The sequence below is a fragment of the Marinobacter sp. BW6 genome (genome assembly GCF_008107725.1).
In the GTDB taxonomy this organism is placed as follows: domain Bacteria; phylum Pseudomonadota; class Gammaproteobacteria; order Pseudomonadales; family Oleiphilaceae; genus Marinobacter.
Genome location: NZ_VIRN01000064.1, coordinates 712,476 through 729,364, shown reverse-complemented (window position 1 = coordinate 729,364; position 16,889 = coordinate 712,476). Strand labels below are relative to the sequence as shown.

The window sequence follows — 16,889 nt, the reverse complement described above, 5'->3', positions numbered from 1 at the left end:
TCCGCAGAGAATCTCAGACAGGTGTTGCAATCGGCCCCGACACTGCCCGTATAATAAGAACAACTTCCTGGGCTGTTCGGGATAGTCGGATACGTCCTCGAGCCGATGCGCATTACCCAGGTGGCTACTTCAGGGCATTGTGAGCACGTCCCCGTCAGGGGAAAGCCTAATATGTCACAGCGGCCACCGACCTTGAACTTTGGGTTCAAGGGCAACATCCGATAACGGCAGCCCGGGAAGCTTTATTTTGAGCCAGTTTATCGAGCCTCAACCGTTCCAATCCCATCCCGATACCCTCTCACGCAGTGAACTTCGAAAACGCCTGCGGCAGCATCGCCGTGAGCTGAGTTTCGAGCAACAGCAACAGGCGGCCGAGCACCTTGCTCTTAACCTGCTGAAGAATCCAGACCTGCATCGCGCCCGGCACATTGCCATCTACCTGCCCAACGATGGTGAAATTGATCCTCACGTCTACCTGGACGTCGCACAGCGCAAAGGCATCCGCTTCTATCTGCCGGTACTGCATCCAATTCATGAAGGCAGGCTGGTTTTCAGCCCCTACTACGATGGTGTAGAGCTCTCAGCCAACCGGTTTGGCATCCCCGAGCCCGCATTCAGCAAAGGTCTGCGACGCCCGGCATGGGCACTGGATGCGGTGCTGTTTCCGCTAGTGGGTTTTGACGAACAGGGCGGAAGACTGGGAATGGGTGGAGGCTTCTATGACAGGACGTTTGCCTTCAGCCGGATACGACCAAGACTGGCGCCAAAAATGATTGGCTTGGCACATGATTTTCAGAAGGTGAAAAAGCTGCCGGTAGAGCCCTGGGACGTGCCTTTGCACAGCGTGGTGACCGATAAGCGACGTTACCGGTTCAGCGGCTGACTCACTACCTGAACAGAGCCAACAAGATTGGCGGCTCGTGCGCCTTTGTCTTCGGAGGCGTGGATGGATGTGAAACCAGTAATCACAAGGCCGATGGCAAAAATCAGCACAATGGCTTTGATGATGTCAGGCTTGCCGCCCATGGCTTCAGTTCCTCAAGATGCAGTTTTGAAAGTGTTGGGAAATCAGTGAGCTATTCTTGACTTCAAGAATCAGAAGAAAGACTAACACGCATCTTCAGTTTTACAATTTTTCACAGATTAAAATTAGGTAAGCTTTGTGTGCGGCGACCGGCCAAGGTCTGACAGAGCTTTCCAAAACACGCTGTGGATACGTCCCTGTACGCTTGGCTCCGCACAGTTTTGGAAAGCTCTACCAGACCCTGACCCACTCCACGTTAACTCGATCGTGCATTTCCCTGGCCAAGAAACAGCTGATAGGCCTCATTATCCGTCATGTTTTCATAGCGGAAGCCGACCTTATCCAGCATTTTCTCGAAATCCTGCACCTCGTCGTCGTCCACCTGGGCGCCCAGCAACACACGGCTGTATGCTGCACCGTGGTTGCGGTAGTGGAACATGGAGATATTCCAGCGGGTACCAAGAGACATCAGGAACTTGAGCAACGCCCCCGGGCGCTCCGGGAACTCGAACTGGAACACCTTCTCGTTGGTGATGGTCGGCGCGTGGCCGCCCACCATGTGCCGAATGTGCTGCTTGGCAAGGTCGCTGTCTGTAAGGTCAACCACCGAGTATCCGCTCTCCCGCAAATCCTGAACCAGATCTTCGCGACCATGGCCACCCGCAGCAATCTGGATGCCCACGAAAATCGTGGCATTGGTGGCGTCCGCATAGCGGTAGTTGAACTCGGTAATGCTGCGCTTGTGCAGGGCGTTGATAAAGGTCTTGAAGGCGCCCGGTTTCTCCGGAATGGTCACCGCCAGGATGGCCTCGCGTTTCTCGCCCACTTCCGTGCGTTCGGAGATGTAGCGCAGACGGTCGAAGTTCATGTTGGCACCGCTCAGGGTGGCAATCAGGTTCTCGCCCTCGACTTTCTCGCGCTCGATGTATTTCTTGATGCCCGCCACACCGAGGGCACCGGCCGGCTCGGCAATGGAACGGGTGTCCTCGAACACATCCTTGATGGCCGCGCAGATTTCGTCGGTGGATACCGTGATCACCTCGTCCACGTGATCTTTGCAGATTTCCCAGGGGTACTTGCCAATCTGCTTGACCGCCACGCCGTCAGCAAAGATGCCCACTTCGTCCAGCACCACCCGCTTGCCCGCCTTCATGGCAGCCTGCAGGCAGTTGGAGTCCTCGGGCTCAACGCCAATCACCTTGATTTCGGGGCGCAGATACTTGATGTAGGCGGCCATGCCGGCAATCAGTCCACCGCCACCAACGCAGATAAAGATCGCGTGGATCGGCTTGCTGAACTGCCACATGATTTCCATGGCCACCGTGCCCTGCCCGGCAATCACATCGGGATCATCGTACGGCGGGATGTAGGTGTAACCGTGTTTCTGGATCAGCTCCTGGGCGTGGGCAGCGGCTTCATCAAAGGCATCGCCCTTGAGAACAACCCTGGCACCGTGGTCCCGCACCGAGCGCACCTTGATCTCGGGTGTCGTTTGCGGCATCACAATCACCGCCTTGATCCCCAGATTCTTGGCAGCCAGCGCCACACCCTGGGCATGATTACCGGCGGAGGCACAGATAACACCCTTGGCCTTCTGCTCCTCGGAAAGCTGCGCAATCCGGTTATAGGCACCACGAATCTTGAAGGAGAACACCGGCTGAAGATCTTCACGCTTGAGCAGAATATTGTTGCCAAAGCGCTTGGACAGACTGCGGGCTTCAGTCAGGGGTGTTTCGATGGCCACGTCATAGACGCGCGCATCGAGAATCTTCTTGATGTAGCGTTGCGGCATAGCAGTTCCGGCTTTTGGTCGATGTGTGAGTGATGACTGGCTGAGAAAAACCCACAGTGTAGAAAGTTTGCACGGTAGCCGTCTATAAGCAGAGGGCGCTTAAGCGCTATAATGACGACAAAGCCAACCTGATTTGCAGCCGGAGCCAATGATGAACCAGGACGAACTGAAAAAAGCCGTCGCCAAAGCCGCCATTGATTACATTGCTCCCCGTCTTGATAGCGAGAGCGTGATCGGTGTAGGCACTGGTAGCACGGCCAATTTTTTCATCGACATGCTCGCGGAACTCAAGACCGATTTCGACGGCGCCGTTGCCAGCTCAGAAGCCACCGCCGAGCGCCTGAAAAGCCACGGCATCCCGGTTTACGACCTCAACAGTGCCGGAGAACTGGAGTTCTACGTGGACGGCGCCGATGAAACCAACGAACGCCTGGAACTGATCAAAGGCGGCGGTGCCGCATTGACCCGGGAAAAAATCGTGGCCGCGGTCGCCAAGACCTTCATCTGCATTGCCGATGACTCCAAGATGGTCGGCATACTCGGCAAATTCCCGCTTCCGGTGGAAGTCATCCCCATGGCCCGGAGCCACGTTGGCCGGGAAATCGTGAAACTGGGCGGTGACCCGGTCTACCGGGAAGGCGTAGTGACCGACAACGGCAACATCATCATCGACGTCCACAACATGGATATTTCCCAACCTATCCGGGTTGAAGAGCAGCTCAACAACATCGTGGGCGTGGTCACCAATGGCCTGTTCGCCCGCCGCCGCGCGGATCTGCTGCTGCTGGGAACCAAAGACGGCGTGAAAAGCGTCTCGAGCGAAGGCGCCTGACCGGTTCCTGTTCCTCCTCGATTGTCGAAGCTGGCCTTTCGGGCCAGCTTTTTTATTGCCTGGAGCATTATCAACCAAGCGCTTGCTTGGTAGCAATATTTGGGCGACACTGCTCTGCATTGATTCCGATCAGAGGGAACGTCACTGTGTCCGATTACTTCAACGAAACCCACCAGCAGGTCCGCGCGACCGCCCGCAAATTCATCGAAACCCACGTGCTGCCCCACATCGACGACTGGGAAGAGGCAGGTGAATTTCCCCGGGGTCTCTACAAGAAAGCCGGGGATGCAGGTTTGTTGGGCATTGGCTTTCCCGAAGCATTGGGCGGTATCGGAGAAGGCGACATCTTTCTGAAAGTGGCCGTTTCCGAAGAGTTGATGCGCTCCACCTCCGGCGGCCTGGTGGCGGGCCTCGGCTCTCTGGATATCGGGCTGCCGCCAGTCGCCAAATGGGCAACAAAGGAAATCCGTGAACAGATCGTGCCGCCGGTCCTGCGGGGCGAAAAAATTGCCGCCCTTGCGGTTACCGAACCGGGCGGAGGATCCGATGTCGCCAACCTGAAAACCCGGGCGGTCCGTGACGGCGACCATTACATCGTCAACGGCAGCAAAACCTTCATCACCAGCGGTATGCGGGCCGACCACTACACCGTCGCGGTGCGCACCGGGGGCGAGGGCCACGGCGGTATCAGTCTGTTGTTGATCGACCGCGATATGCCCGGCTTCTCCACCGGCAAGAAACTGCGAAAAATGGGCTGGTGGGCCAGCGATACCGCCGAGCTGTTTTTCGAGGACTGCCGTGTGTCGGCGGACCGCCTGATCGGCGCCGAAAACGCCGGTTTCATCGCCATCATGAGCAACTTCCTGTTTGAGCGCCTGAGCCTGGCTATCATGGCTTATATGACCGCTCAACTGGCCTACGAAGCGGCGCTGGAATACACCCAACAACGCAAGGCGTTCGGCCGCAACATCGCCGGCTTCCAGGTGACCCGCCACAAGCTGGTGGACATGGCCACCCAGATCGACGTGGCCCGTGAATACACCTACCGCTGCGCCGCCCTGATGCAGGCCGGCAAGAACCCCATCAAGGAAGTGGCCATGGCCAAGAACTTCTCGGTGGATGTCTGCGAAAAGGTCACCCGGGAAGCGGTGCAGCTGTTTGGTGGCATGGGGTACATGCGGGAAACCGTCGTCGAGCGCCTCTATCGGGACGCCAAGATTCTCTCCATCGGCGGCGGCACAACCGAGATCATGAAGGAGCTCATTGCCAAGCAGATAAAACTGTAGACGCTGCACCCAATGTAACGACCAAGGTTTAGTTTCGAACTGCAGGATACTCCCGTATAATTGCGCCCACTTTTTAACCGCAGTTAAACGTACCGTTAACGTACCAGGAAGGATCGCACATGCAATTCGACAACATCCCCGCAGGCAAGAACCCGCCTGAAGACATCTACGTTGCTATCGAAATCCCGGCCAACAGCTCCCCGGTGAAGTACGAACTGGACAAAGACATGGGCGCCCTGCTGGTAGACCGTTTCATGGCGACCCCCATGTTCTACCCGGCCAACTACGGTTTCATCCCGCACACCCTGGCGGACGACGGTGATCCCCTGGACGTGCTGGTTGTGACCCCATACCCCATCCAGGCTGGCTCTGTGATTCGCTGTCGCCCGGTGGGTGTCCTGAACATGGAAGACGAAGCCGGTGGCGATGCCAAGCTGGTTGCGGTTCCCCATGACAAGCTGACCACCACCTACCACGACGTCAAGGAAATCGACGATCTGCCCGAGCTGCTGCGCGACCAGATCAAGCATTTCTTCGAGAACTACAAGACCCTCGAGCCGGGCAAATGGGTGAAGGTGCAAGGCTGGGACAACGCCGAAGCCGCCAAGAAAGCCATCGTGGATTCCGTGAACGCCTATAAAGGCTGAGCCGGAGATTTCATGGCATAAAAAAACCGGGCCTCGCGCCCGGTTTTTTGTTTCTCAGATAACACCAACAGCCATCAGCCCCGGGACAGCAGATCCCGCATATCACTGATCGCCGAATTGGCCCGGGAAAGGTAAGCGGCCATCGTCAGTGAGTGGTTGGCCAGCACGCCAAAGCCACTGCCGTTAAGAATGACCGGGCTCCACATTTCGCCCTGGGCACCTTCCAACTCGATAATCACCTGCCGTACGCTGGCCATGGCATTTTTGTCCTGTAGCACTTTCCGGAAGTCCACTTCGATTGCCCGGAAGATGTGCAAAAGTGCCCAGGAGCTACCGCGAGCCTCGTAGAAAACGTCATCAATTTTGGTCCAGTCTGTCTTCACGTCTTCTCCCGTGGCCTCTTCCGCCAGCGGGTCCCCGTCGTCCATGTTGACCACGGCGTCTGATACCGAGGCCTTACCAACGCTCTCACCAAGCGTACGGGACAGGCTTCCGAGGCGAGTCTCGAGATCCGCAAGCCAGTTACTCAGATTGTCTGCACGGGCGAAAAACTGCGCGTCAGCCTGTTCCGGGCTCGACAGCCGGTCCAGATAGCGCTTCAAAGCGGTTATGCCACGGCGGTACTCGGCCTCGGTGGACGGAATTGCCCAGCTCTCGCTGTCAAAGTGGAACTGGGGCTCGGCAATAATCAGATCCTTGTCCTCCGCCGACTGACTCTGGGAGCGGCTGATGTCCTTACGCATTGCGCGTGAGAGGTCACGGAGCTGAACCAATACGCCGTACTCCCAATTGGGCATGTTATCCAGCCACAGCCCCGGAGGAAAAATATCGTTTGAGATGTAGCCGCCGGGCTTGTCCAGCAGGGTTTCTGCAATACGGATCATGGTCACTGTTGTGGCAAACCCGGTGATGGGCTCTCTCTCCATGGTGTTGGACACCGAACGGGTGTGCTCTCGCACCGAGTAAGTCTCAGGTTCGCTGCTCCAGATCATGCCGAGCACCAGCGCCACCAGCAGGTAGACCACAACCAACGCCAGAATCAGTTTGCCGATTACACCGCTGCCACCGGCATAATCCTGAACATCGTCTTTCTTGTCCTTGAAGTACTGTCTGATTTTGCCTGGCATATGACTTTTAATCCCCTGTCTGTTGATTGTCAGCGGCAAACGGCCGGCCCAGATGGTAACCCATGGCCCCGTCGATACCCAGTTTACAGAGTACCGAGTATTCCGCGGCAGTTTCCACTCCTGTGGCGAACACTTTCACGCCTCGACTGTGTGCGATGGCCACAACGGACTCTATATAGAACCGGTTATCGTCATGGGTGTCGATATCGTGAACGAAGGTGTTATCGATACGCAGGGCCTGAAACCTCAGATTTCTCAGGTAACTGAATGGCACACCGCCAACCCCGAATCGGTCAACCAGGACCGGAACGCCCATTCGCCCTAAAGCCCTGACCAGAAGCCCCACAGCCGTGCGCTGATGGTGAATGGTCTGTTCGGAGATGCCGATCCAAAGGTTTCGTGCCAGTGAACCGGCCTGCTGCAGCTGGTCTATCAAATCCGCACGAAACGCCTCGCTGGCCACGGATGCATTGCCGAGTGAGACGGCCAGCGGCTGATCCGGCCATTCCTTCAGGCGATCGAGAACCCGCTGAACCAGCAGGCGATCAATATCTGAAATCAGCCCGAACCGCTCTGCCATTGGCACAAAGGTGCCAGCTTTCAGGACCCCTTCGGCAGAATCGATTCGGGAGAACACCTGATGATAAACGGGCATGAGGTGGCCTTCGTTGACCATGGGCTGAAGCCAGAGCGAAAGCGTCTGCTGGCGGATCGCCTGACTGATAATCACCCGCCAGGTTTCCAGATTGTGATGGCCATCCTTTTCGGGATCAGCCAGATGGCAGTTTGTCTTGGCCCGGCCCTGGGCAGCACGCAATGCTTCATCCGCAGCCGCCATCAGGTCACGGGCGCCACGGCCCTCACGAGTTCTGGCCAGCCCGGCATGCACAGCGGTATCCATCGGCGAGGCAAGATCTGCATATACCCCGTCGAGATCATTCACCATTTGCCGACACCAGACACCGGCGTCGGCCGGCATCACACCGGGCAGAAAAACAGCAAATTCAGCACCAGCCCGGCGGCCGGCAAACGATCCTGCATGCTGCATGACGAAATCGGCGATCAGAGTCGCCACCCTCAACAACAGCCGGTCAGCCTCGCTTCGACCGTAGGCCTGGTTATATCCTGAGAAATCAGCCAGTTGAATCAACATAAGGATCCCGGGCGCAGCCTTTTCCTCGGACTCTACTTCCACTTTCAGGCGCTGATCAAAGGCACTGCGGCTGGCCAGCCCGGTAACCGAATCCTCGTTGTTGACCCGGCGCAGGTGCTGAATGAGTTTGGCCTGCCCTTCAAAAAGCTGCCCCAGATCTTCCGCCATCTGGTTCATGGCGTCAGTCACCTGGTTGATCTCCCGGGTCGACCTGAAGAAGACTTTTTTTCTGAAGTCCCTCTGGCCGAGGGCCTTTGCCTGATTTTCCAGGGCACGGAGCGGACGGAGGGTGTGACGGAGCAGAAGGAAGATGGCAAACAGTCCAATTGCCCCGATAACAGTAGTGCTGACAGTCAGCCCGATGGTGATTCGCCAGAGATCCTCGTACGCGCGGCCTGGATGGCTGATCACCTGCACGGTTCCGAGGCGACTCCAGCCACGCACGACTTGTGCCTCCGCAACCGGCAGGGGAAGAGCCGCAAAGGATCGAAACCAGGAAGGCACAGCTACTTCATTGAGCGTCATGGCCCGACCGGCAATCTGCTCGCCCTGGTGATTCAGGTAGCTGACTGACAGGTATCGGCCACTATCAAACACCGCATCGATCAGTGAAGCGGAGGCAACCGGATCACGACCGTCGATGGCGTTGGACAGGGACAAGCCTATGGCCGTTGCCCCGTCACGGGCATGGCCAGCCAGCTGGTCCGAGACATAGTCCCGGAAATACCCGAAGCTGGTAATGAACACCGCAACCAGCAGGGTAATCAGCAGACTTCCGGTCAACACCAGAAGCATGGTTCGCAATGTGACCACACCCTGTTGCTTCCGCTTCAGGGGGATGTGCTTCCGTGCCATGAAGAGCTTCTCCGGATTGGCTGTGAGCCAGCCGGCCAGGTGATTGTGACCTGCACCGCAGAGTTGACAAACATTTACATAGCGCAACCTACGCCGACAACATTAAACACTATAGACTCTGCAAAAGGACTAAGGTTGAAAAATCGTCCGCACCGGGGAAAGACGACCAATAACGAAAAAGAGACAGGCCCGAGCAACATGAACGACGAAAGCCAGAAAGAAAAACTCAGGCAGCATTTCGCACGCCGTGTAACAACCCAGGCCCGGGTTGTTCTGGATACCTGGCAGAAAATTCACGAGGACCGGGACAAGGCCGCCGCCCATCGCAACGAGTTTGCCGCCGCTGCAGACAAGCTGGTGCGCTATGCCCAGCGGTTCGAAATGGACAGCCACGCCAGGGCCGGGCAGACCACGCTGGAACTGATCAAACAATGGGAATCCGGCTCGGCACTGGACGATAGCCTTGAAAGACAGCTTCGGGATGCCATCGAGACCCTGTCACAGAGCACCCTGCGCAGGACCGATCTCAACAGTTCCGAGTCGCCCCACCAGTTCCGTCGCACCCCGGTCTACATCGCCCTGGCCAACCAGGAAATGGCGGCCCGCCTTATCCGGCAACTGGAGTTTTTCGGCTTCCGGGCGTCGGCCTTTGCCAACGCCGATGAACTGACCGAGGCCTGCGCACTTCACAAGCCGGAAACCATTCTGGTGGACGTCAACTTCGGCGGATCGCCCAATGCCGGCATTTCCACCATCGAACGCCTGCAGGAACGCCACGACACACCCATCCCCATCATTTTCGTGAGCGATGAGGACGGTTCTATCGAGACCCGCCTGCAGGCATCCCGTTGCGGCGGGGAAGAGTTCTTCTATCCGGCCGTAGATCCGGGCCAGCTGATCGAAAAGATCGAAACCTACACCCACGGCAACACGGTGGAGCCCTACAAGGTTCTGGTGTTGGATGACTCCCGGGCCCAGGCCAAATACATGGAAACGGTGCTGAAAAAGGCGGGCATGACCGCCCACATCATCACCGACCCGATGCAGATCATCTACGCCCTGGAAGAGTTTTCTCCAGAGATCATCATCCTCGATATGTATATGCCAGGCTGCACGGGCATGGAAATCGCCCGGGTGATCCGCCAGCAGGACCGCTTTCACAGCGTACCCATCATTTACCTGTCGGCCGAAGAGGACGTCAGCAAACAGCTCCATGCCATGAGCCTCGGGGGCGATGACTTCCTGACCAAACCAATCGACCCGAAGCACCTTATCGCCACCATCCACAACCGTGGCCGACGCGCCCGTTCGCTTCTGGCATTGATGATCCGCGATAGCCTGACCGGCCTGTTCAACCACACCCATACCCTCCACCTGCTGGATCAGGAGATTGCCCGGGCGCGTCAGAAAGATCAGCCACTGTGCTTTGCGATGATCGACATCGACTATTTCAAGAAAGTGAACGACACCTTTGGCCACCCAATCGGCGACCGGGTATTGCGAAGCCTGTCGATGTTTCTCAAGCAACGCCTGCGCAAAACCGACCATATTGGCCGGTACGGCGGTGAGGAATTTGCCATCATATTGCCCAATACCCGCCCGAGCGATGCCCGTAATGTTCTCAATGAAATCCGGGAACGGTTCTCCGAGCTGCTCCAACCGGCCGGCGACCGGGAATTCAATGTCACCTTCAGTTGCGGCATCGCCGCGTGGGATAATGAAACCTCCCAGGCATTGTGCGAGCGAGCGGACCGAGCGCTCTACAGCTCCAAGGAACTTGGCCGCAACTGCGTGACTCTGGCCGATTCCTGATTCCGGGCCGTCCCGGCCCATCTCGCTCTGCACAGAACTCTCCAGACAATTTTCCGTCGGGCATGGCTGAGACCCTACCCGGCTGCTACCTTTTATGAAACCAACGTCGTATAGAAGTTCGTTCCGCCGTTCACGACAATGATTGTCATCAGCGGAAAGATCCCGTTTCGATTCATTTGCCGTCTTTTTACGACCAATGGACAACAGGGAAGATTGTCAAAAAGTGTTGATCTGAACAAAACAAGCACGCACCATTGGGGGAACATGCCGTTAACTTCGGCGATCCTGTAAAAAGACACCAAGGCAGACAGAACCATGTCGACAATTCTCGTGCTCCATGGACCCAACCTCAACATGCTCGGTACACGCGAGCCGGAGGTCTATGGCTACGAGACACTGGCGGATATCGACGACCGGTTGCGTTCACTGGCGGCAGAGCACGGTCATCATCTGCTGCATTTGCAATCAAACGCCGAATACGAACTGATTGAACGGGTTCACGAGGCCCGGGCGGAAGGCGTGGATTTCATCATCATCAATCCGGCGGCTTTCACCCACACCAGCGTTGCCCTGCGGGACGCCATGCTGGCTTCGGGAATCTCCTTTATTGAAGTGCATCTTTCCAACGTGCATGCCAGGGAACCGTTCCGGCATCACTCTTATTTCTCGGATATCGCCGAAGGCGTTATCTGTGGGCTAGGTAGCCAAGGGTACGACCTCGCACTCCAGGCGGCCCTGAAACGCATTCACCGATAGACCTGACAAACGGGACTGGACTGACTATGGATATTCGTAAAATCAAGAAACTGATCGAGCTGCTCGAGGAATCTGATGTAGAGGAGCTGGAGATTCACGAAGCCGACGATTCGGTGCGCATTTCCCGCCGCCGCGAGCCGGCTGCCGGCCCCCAGTACGTGAGCCACTACCCTGCGCCTGCGCAGCAGCCCGCTCCGGCGGCGTCTGCCCCGGCCGCCGAAGAGGCTTCTGCACCTGCTGCGCCGTCCGGCCACACCCTGAAGTCGCCCATGGTCGGCACCTTCTATCGTTCACCGTCGCCGACCGCCAAGGCGTTTGTGGAAGTTGGCCAGACCGTCAATGTGGGTGATGTCATCTGTATCGTGGAAGCCATGAAGATGATGAACCAGATTGAGGCCGACAAGAGCGGCACAATCCAGGACATCCTGGTCGAGAATGGCCAGCCGGTTGAGTTTGACCAGCCCCTGGTCGTCATTTCCTGAACGCGGTGATAGCTACTCATGGCCATGTTAGAAAAAGTTCTGATCGCAAACCGGGGTGAAATTGCCCTCCGGATTCTGCGCGCCTGCAAGGAGCTCGGCATCAAGACCGTGGCAGTGCATTCCCAGGTTGATCGCGACCTGATGCATGTTCGTCTCGCCGACGAGTCTGTCTGTATTGGCCCCAACAGCGCGACCGACAGCTACCTGAACATCCCGACCATCATCAGCGCCGCCGAAGTGACTGATTCCGTGGGCATCCACCCAGGCTACGGCTTCCTCGCCGAGAACGCTGATTTTGCCGAACAGGTGGAGAAAAGCGGCTTCCGATTTATCGGTCCCAAAGCGGAGACCATCCGCCTGATGGGCAACAAAGTGTCGGCCATCAACGCCATGATCAAGGCCGGCGTTCCAACCGTGCCGGGCTCCGACGGGCCGCTCGATGATGATGAAGAGCGAACACTCCGGATCGCCCGGGAAATCGGCTACCCGGTGATGATCAAGGCTGCCTCCGGCGGCGGTGGACGCGGCATGCAGGTGGTCCATTCTGAGGCAGCCCTGCTGAAAGGGGTACAGATCACCCAGAGTGAAGCCAAGAACGCCTTCGGCGACCCGACCGTGTACCTGGAAAAATTCCTGGAAACCCCGCGACACGTGGAAGTCCAGGTTCTTGCCGACATGCATGGCAACTGCATTCATCTGGGCGACCGTGACTGCTCCATGCAGCGCAGGAACCAGAAGGTGATCGAAGAGGCCCCGGCCCCGAACATCAATGCAGAGTCCCGGGAACGCACCCTGAAGGCGTGTACCGATGCCTGCAAGGAAATCGGCTACGTGGGCGCCGGCACCTTTGAGTTCCTGTACCAGGACGGCGAGTTCTATTTCATCGAAATGAATACCCGGGTACAGGTGGAACACCCGGTCTCCGAAATGGTCACCGGTGTTGATATTGTCCGCGAACAGCTACGCATCGCCAGCGGGCTGCCACTGCAATACACCCAGGACGACATCCGGATTTCCGGGCACGCCATGGAGTGCCGCATCAACGCCGAAGACCCGAAAACCTTTGTTCCCAGCCCGGGCAAGGTCAAGCACTTCCATGCTCCCGGTGGCAACGGTGTCCGGGTGGATTCGCATCTGTACAGCGGTTATACCGTTCCGCCCTACTACGATTCCCTGGTGGCAAAACTAATTACCTGGGGTGACGACAGGGACATCGCCCGGCGCCGGATGAAGAATGCGCTGGACGAACTGGTGGTCGAAGGCATCAAGACCAACCAGCCTCTGCATCGGAAACTGGTACGCGATGGTGGCTTTAAACAGGTAGACTTCACCATCCATTACCTTGAGAAACTGATGCGGGATTAATCATGCCCTGGATACAACTCCAGATCCCGGCTGATCCGGACAACGCGGATCAGCTGGAGGATCTGCTTATGGAGATGGGCTCTGACGCCGTCTCCATGGAAGATGCCGCCGACCAGCCCCTGTACGAGCCGGACCCCGGCACCACCCCTCTCTGGAGCCGTACCACCGTCACCGGATTATTCGAATCCGGCCGGGATCTCGAACGGCTTTGCGCCGATATCCGGGATGCCTGGCACCAGCAAACCCAGCAGGCGCTTCCGGAAATCGAAGTGACGCTGGTTGAGGACAAGGACTGGGAGCGGGCCTGGATGGACGACTTCCAGCCCCTGAGGTTTGGGGAGCGGCTCTGGATTGTTCCCAGCTGGCATGACGCTCCGGACCCCGATGCGGCGAATTTGATGCTGGACCCCGGCCTGGCCTTTGGTACCGGCACCCATCCGACCACGGCCCTCTGCCTGGAATGGCTCGATGGTCAGGACGCCCACGGCAAGCAGGTCATCGATTATGGCTGCGGCTCGGGCATTCTTGGCTTGGCGGCCCTGTTGCTTGGCGCAGACCATGTTATTGGCGTCGACACTGACCCGCAGGCCCTAGAAGCCAGTCGGGAGAATGCCAGGCGCAATGGTGTCGACGACAGCAAACTGGACCTGTTTCTGCCAGACGATGAACCCGAGGCCAAAGCCGATATCATGCTTGCCAACATACTGGCTCAACCCCTGATTGGCCTTGCCCCCCATCTTGCATCCCGAACCAGACCCGGCGGCGACCTGGTCTTGTCCGGCATACTGTCCAGTCAGGCCCGGGACGTGATGGCCGCCTACGAGCCCTGGTTCGTGATGGACGAGCCTGAACAGCGGGAAGAGTGGATACGCCTCACAGGACGGCGTAACGACAGATGACGAATTCACTCTTAACGTCTAAACTCCGACACTCGTAGCCCAGTCGCTTTCAGGAAGAAGCATGACCCAAAGCAGCCTGCAGACACAGTGCCCGAACTGCCAGACCCGATTCCGGGTAACCGAAGAACAGCTTGGCATTGCCAAGGGCAAGGTACGCTGCGGGAACTGCATGAAGGTGTTCAATGCCATAGAGCACCAGGTTGTTCCTGGCGGCAACAAGTCACCGTCATCTCCGGAAACTGTGGAGCCGGGTGAAACTCCCTCATCAGGTACTCCCGGCTCCGGAGTCAGTGAAGAAGATTTCGTATTCGCCGACAACCCCGAAGAGGATGCGGCTGAAGGTCGTTACGCCGGTACCAAACTGACCTTCTCTGACGACGAACTCAGTGACAGCTTCCGCAGTTTCGACGAACGCGACGAGACAGATTATAAGGATGCTGAAACCGACACCACTGACGAAAATATCGATGAGAGCTGGGCTGAAGCCATCCTCGAGGACGACGAGCCGGCACCACGCAAACCGTCGGAACCCGCGCGGCCTGACCCGTCACCCGAATCAGAACCTGAGCCAGCCTCCGACCCCGAACTCAGGCCAGAACCGGAGTTCGAGCCAAGCCTCGAAGAAGAACCGGTGTTCGAACAGACCGAAACACCCGCTTCCACTGGCGTCCGCCAGGACAGGGATACGGATCCCTTCGACGACTTTGTGGACGAATCCGGTTTCGGTTTCGATGAACCAGATCGACCAGCCGACTCCTTCCATGCCGACCCGCCCTTTCGGGACCTGCGTCGCGACCCCGTTGCCGTCAATTCCGGCAGAGGCGGCGTCCGGACCATGGTCTGGAGTATTATTGTACTCGCCCTGATCGGCGTTTTGATTGCCCAGGTTACCTGGTTCCAGTTCGACCGCCTGTCGGCCATTCCCGAGCTGCGACCGTTTTATGAAAAAGGTTGTGCACTGGCCGGCTGCGAGCTCCAACCGCTGATCAATGTTGAAGCGATACAAAGCCGGAAACTGGTGGTACGGACCGATCCGGATAACCGCTCGCAACTGGTGGTCGACGCCGTAATCATCAACCGGGCCGACTTCGAACAACCGTTTCCCGCCATCGCCCTGACCTTTTCCAATTTGAATGGCGATGTGGTTGCCCAGAGCCTTTTCACGCCCAAAGAATACCTGGCTGGCGAAGGCCGGGAGCTGGATGCCATGCCCACGGATACGCCCGTGCGCATTGCCATCAATATCCGTGATCCTGGCCGCGACGCGGTCAATTACAACATCCTCTTCCGCCCCTACGCACCCTGAAGCAGTAAGGAAGTATTTACTCGACAGCCATTGCCGACGGCCACCACACAGAACAAAAGTCAACCAAAAAGGGCGAAAAATAATCAGTTTTTTCACCGCCTAGCCCCTTCAATCATGGCCCACCCGGCGGTATCATTACCGCCCTTCGGATGCTGGATCGGTTACTTATTGAACAACCGCTCAGCCCGACCTTTGCTTAACCCGCTGTGACACGGACTCAGATCATGCTGCCAACGGCAAAAATCGGGCCGTACACCCTGCCCAACCCTTTGATTGTTGCGCCCATGGCTGGCGTAACAGACCGACCATTCCGTCTTTTATGCCGGCGGTTGGGCGCCGGTCTGGCGGTCTCTGAAATGGTCATAGCGGACAGCAAACTCTGGCATACGCGCAAATCCCGGACACGCCTTAACCATCAAGGTGAGCCGGAGCCCCGCTCGGTGCAGATTGCCGGCGGTGACCCGCAAATGCTGGCCGACGCAGCGCGCCAGAATGCGGAATTCGGCGCCCAGATCATCGACATCAATATGGGTTGTCCGGCCAAGAAGGTCTGTAACAAGGCTGCCGGCTCCGCCCTGATGAAAGATGAAGCCCTGGTTCGCGACATTCTGGAGGCGGTGGTTCAGGCGGTTGATGTGCCCGTCACCCTCAAGATGCGCACCGGGTGGGACCGGGACAACCGCAATGCACTGGTCATTGCCCGGATGGCAGAGGATGCCGGCATTCAGGCTGTTGCTATTCACGGCCGGACCCGTGCGGATAAGTACGAGGGCAGCGCCGAGTACGACACCATCGCCGATGTGAAGTCCCGCATCAGCATCCCGGTGTTTGCCAACGGGGATATTACATCGCCGGAGAAAGCCCGGGACGTGCTTCGCCATACCGGCGCCGATGGTCTGCTGATTGGCCGTGCCGCCCAGGGTAGCCCCTGGATTTTTCGGGAAATCCAGCATTTCCTGGAAACCGGCAGCCACATGGCCACACCGGAGCTGGATGAGGTTGAAGATATCCTGACCGAGCATCTCCAGGCTCTGCATGCCTTCTATGGTGAGACCATGGGTGTGCGTATTGCCAGAAAACACGTGGGCTGGTACCTGCAGTCCCACGATCGGGGTAAACAGTTCCGCAAACGCTTCAACGCCATCGACGACGCGCTGGAGCAGAGAGACACGATTCAACGGTATTTTGCAGGCTTACGAAATGGAGAGGTATTCGCAGCATGAGCGCTGAGACTTTGGCAAACGACAACCTGAGCACCCCCGCCAACGATGATATCCATCAGTTGCAGACGGTGAACAGCAGCGGCAACACCGTCACCCTGCGCGACAGCGTTGAGGTTGCCCTGAAAAACTACTTCGCCCAACTGGACGGCGCTCCGGTGACCGAGGTCTACCAGCTGGTGCTTTCCGAAGTGGAAGCTCCCCTGCTTGAACAGGTGATGAAATACACCCGCAACAACCAGACCAAGGCCTCGACCATGCTGGGCCTGAACCGCGGGACCCTGCGCAAGAAGCTGAAGCAGTACGGTCTGCTATAATCCAGACACCCTGATT

Annotated in this window: 16 protein-coding genes and 1 other RNA gene; 13 read left to right on the top strand and 4 right to left on the bottom strand. The window is 57.6% G+C overall.

The annotated features are described in order from the left end of the window. Window positions 1-61: 61 nt before the first annotated feature. Both ssrS and FMN52_RS11860 read left to right on the top strand, forming a co-directional pair. Window positions 62-243: non-coding RNA, 6S RNA (ssrS, locus tag FMN52_RS11865), on the top strand. Between the two features lie 4 nt (window positions 244-247). Continuing rightward, the gene (locus tag FMN52_RS11860) at window positions 248-883 is read left to right on the top strand and encodes a 5-formyltetrahydrofolate cyclo-ligase (RefSeq protein ID WP_148608811.1); all 636 of its coding nucleotides are present in this window, start codon (window positions 248-250) and stop codon (window positions 881-883) included. Here the strand turns inward: FMN52_RS11860 and FMN52_RS19860 are convergent. After that, complete coding sequence (locus FMN52_RS19860; RefSeq protein ID WP_162851870.1) at window positions 865-1,026, bottom strand: hypothetical protein; 162 nt, start codon at window positions 1,024-1,026, stop codon at window positions 865-867. The two genes, FMN52_RS11860 and FMN52_RS19860, sit on opposite strands and share 19 nt — an antisense overlap. Window positions 1,027-1,280: 254 nt before the next feature. After that, a complete protein-coding gene (gene ilvA / locus FMN52_RS11855; protein WP_148608810.1) occupies window positions 1,281-2,816 on the bottom strand; it encodes a threonine ammonia-lyase, biosynthetic in 1,536 nt (511 codons plus the stop codon). A gap of 151 nt (window positions 2,817-2,967) precedes the next feature. Between ilvA and rpiA the strand changes: the two genes are divergently transcribed. The 3 genes from rpiA (at window position 2,968) to ppa (ending at window position 5,581) form a co-directional block, all read left to right on the top strand. Continuing rightward, window positions 2,968-3,648 (top strand): ribose-5-phosphate isomerase RpiA, encoded by a 681-nt coding sequence (gene rpiA, locus FMN52_RS11850; RefSeq protein WP_148608809.1) that lies wholly within the window; start codon window positions 2,968-2,970, stop codon window positions 3,646-3,648. Between the two features lie 146 nt (window positions 3,649-3,794). Then, the gene (locus tag FMN52_RS11845) at window positions 3,795-4,934 is read left to right on the top strand and encodes an acyl-CoA dehydrogenase family protein (protein WP_148608808.1); all 1,140 of its coding nucleotides are present in this window, start codon (window positions 3,795-3,797) and stop codon (window positions 4,932-4,934) included. Window positions 4,935-5,053: 119 nt separating this feature from the next. Beyond that, a complete protein-coding gene (gene ppa, locus FMN52_RS11840) occupies window positions 5,054-5,581 on the top strand; it encodes an inorganic diphosphatase (RefSeq protein ID WP_148608807.1) in 528 nt (175 codons plus the stop codon). A 74-nt stretch (window positions 5,582-5,655) separates the two neighbouring features. Here the strand turns inward: ppa and FMN52_RS11835 are convergent, their stop codons facing one another. Continuing rightward, window positions 5,656-6,708 (bottom strand): DUF2333 family protein, encoded by a 1,053-nt coding sequence (locus FMN52_RS11835; protein ID WP_148608806.1) that lies wholly within the window; start codon window positions 6,706-6,708, stop codon window positions 5,656-5,658. A gap of 7 nt (window positions 6,709-6,715) precedes the next feature. After that, window positions 6,716-8,716 (bottom strand): EAL domain-containing protein, encoded by a 2,001-nt coding sequence (locus tag FMN52_RS11830; RefSeq protein WP_148608805.1) that lies wholly within the window; start codon window positions 8,714-8,716, stop codon window positions 6,716-6,718. Window positions 8,717-8,914: 198 nt separating this feature from the next. Here FMN52_RS11830 and FMN52_RS11825 point away from each other — a divergent pair, with 198 nt between their 5' ends. The 8 genes from FMN52_RS11825 (at window position 8,915) to fis (ending at window position 16,873) form a co-directional block, all read left to right on the top strand. Continuing rightward, window positions 8,915-10,528 (top strand): diguanylate cyclase, encoded by a 1,614-nt coding sequence (locus FMN52_RS11825; RefSeq protein WP_148608804.1) that lies wholly within the window; start codon window positions 8,915-8,917, stop codon window positions 10,526-10,528. Between the two features lie 315 nt (window positions 10,529-10,843). Continuing rightward, window positions 10,844-11,284, top strand: a complete 441-nt coding sequence (gene aroQ, locus FMN52_RS11820; protein ID WP_148608803.1) for a type II 3-dehydroquinate dehydratase — start codon at window positions 10,844-10,846, stop codon at window positions 11,282-11,284. A gap of 26 nt (window positions 11,285-11,310) precedes the next feature. Continuing rightward, entirely contained in the window at window positions 11,311-11,766 is a 456-nt protein-coding gene (accB, locus tag FMN52_RS11815; RefSeq protein ID WP_148608802.1) for an acetyl-CoA carboxylase biotin carboxyl carrier protein, read from the top strand. 18 nt (window positions 11,767-11,784) lie between these two features. Beyond that, window positions 11,785-13,131, top strand: a complete 1,347-nt coding sequence (gene accC / locus FMN52_RS11810) for an acetyl-CoA carboxylase biotin carboxylase subunit (RefSeq protein ID WP_148608801.1) — start codon at window positions 11,785-11,787, stop codon at window positions 13,129-13,131. Between the two features lie 2 nt (window positions 13,132-13,133). Continuing rightward, the gene (gene prmA / locus FMN52_RS11805; RefSeq protein WP_148608800.1) at window positions 13,134-14,030 is read left to right on the top strand and encodes a 50S ribosomal protein L11 methyltransferase; all 897 of its coding nucleotides are present in this window, start codon (window positions 13,134-13,136) and stop codon (window positions 14,028-14,030) included. Window positions 14,031-14,091: 61 nt separating this feature from the next. Then, window positions 14,092-15,336 carry a DUF3426 domain-containing protein gene (locus FMN52_RS11800; protein WP_148608799.1) on the top strand — a complete coding sequence of 415 codons (1,245 nt, stop codon included), beginning with the start codon at window positions 14,092-14,094 and terminating at the stop codon, window positions 15,334-15,336. Window positions 15,337-15,563: 227 nt separating this feature from the next. After that, window positions 15,564-16,559, top strand: a complete 996-nt coding sequence (dusB, locus tag FMN52_RS11795) for a tRNA dihydrouridine synthase DusB (RefSeq protein WP_240339510.1) — start codon at window positions 15,564-15,566, stop codon at window positions 16,557-16,559. Beyond that, window positions 16,556-16,873: a DNA-binding transcriptional regulator Fis gene (gene fis / locus FMN52_RS11790; protein ID WP_008170934.1), complete on the top strand. Its 318-nt coding sequence runs from the start codon at window positions 16,556-16,558 to the stop codon at window positions 16,871-16,873. The genes dusB and fis overlap by 4 nt, the downstream gene beginning before the upstream one ends. Window positions 16,874-16,889 lie beyond the last annotated feature (16 nt).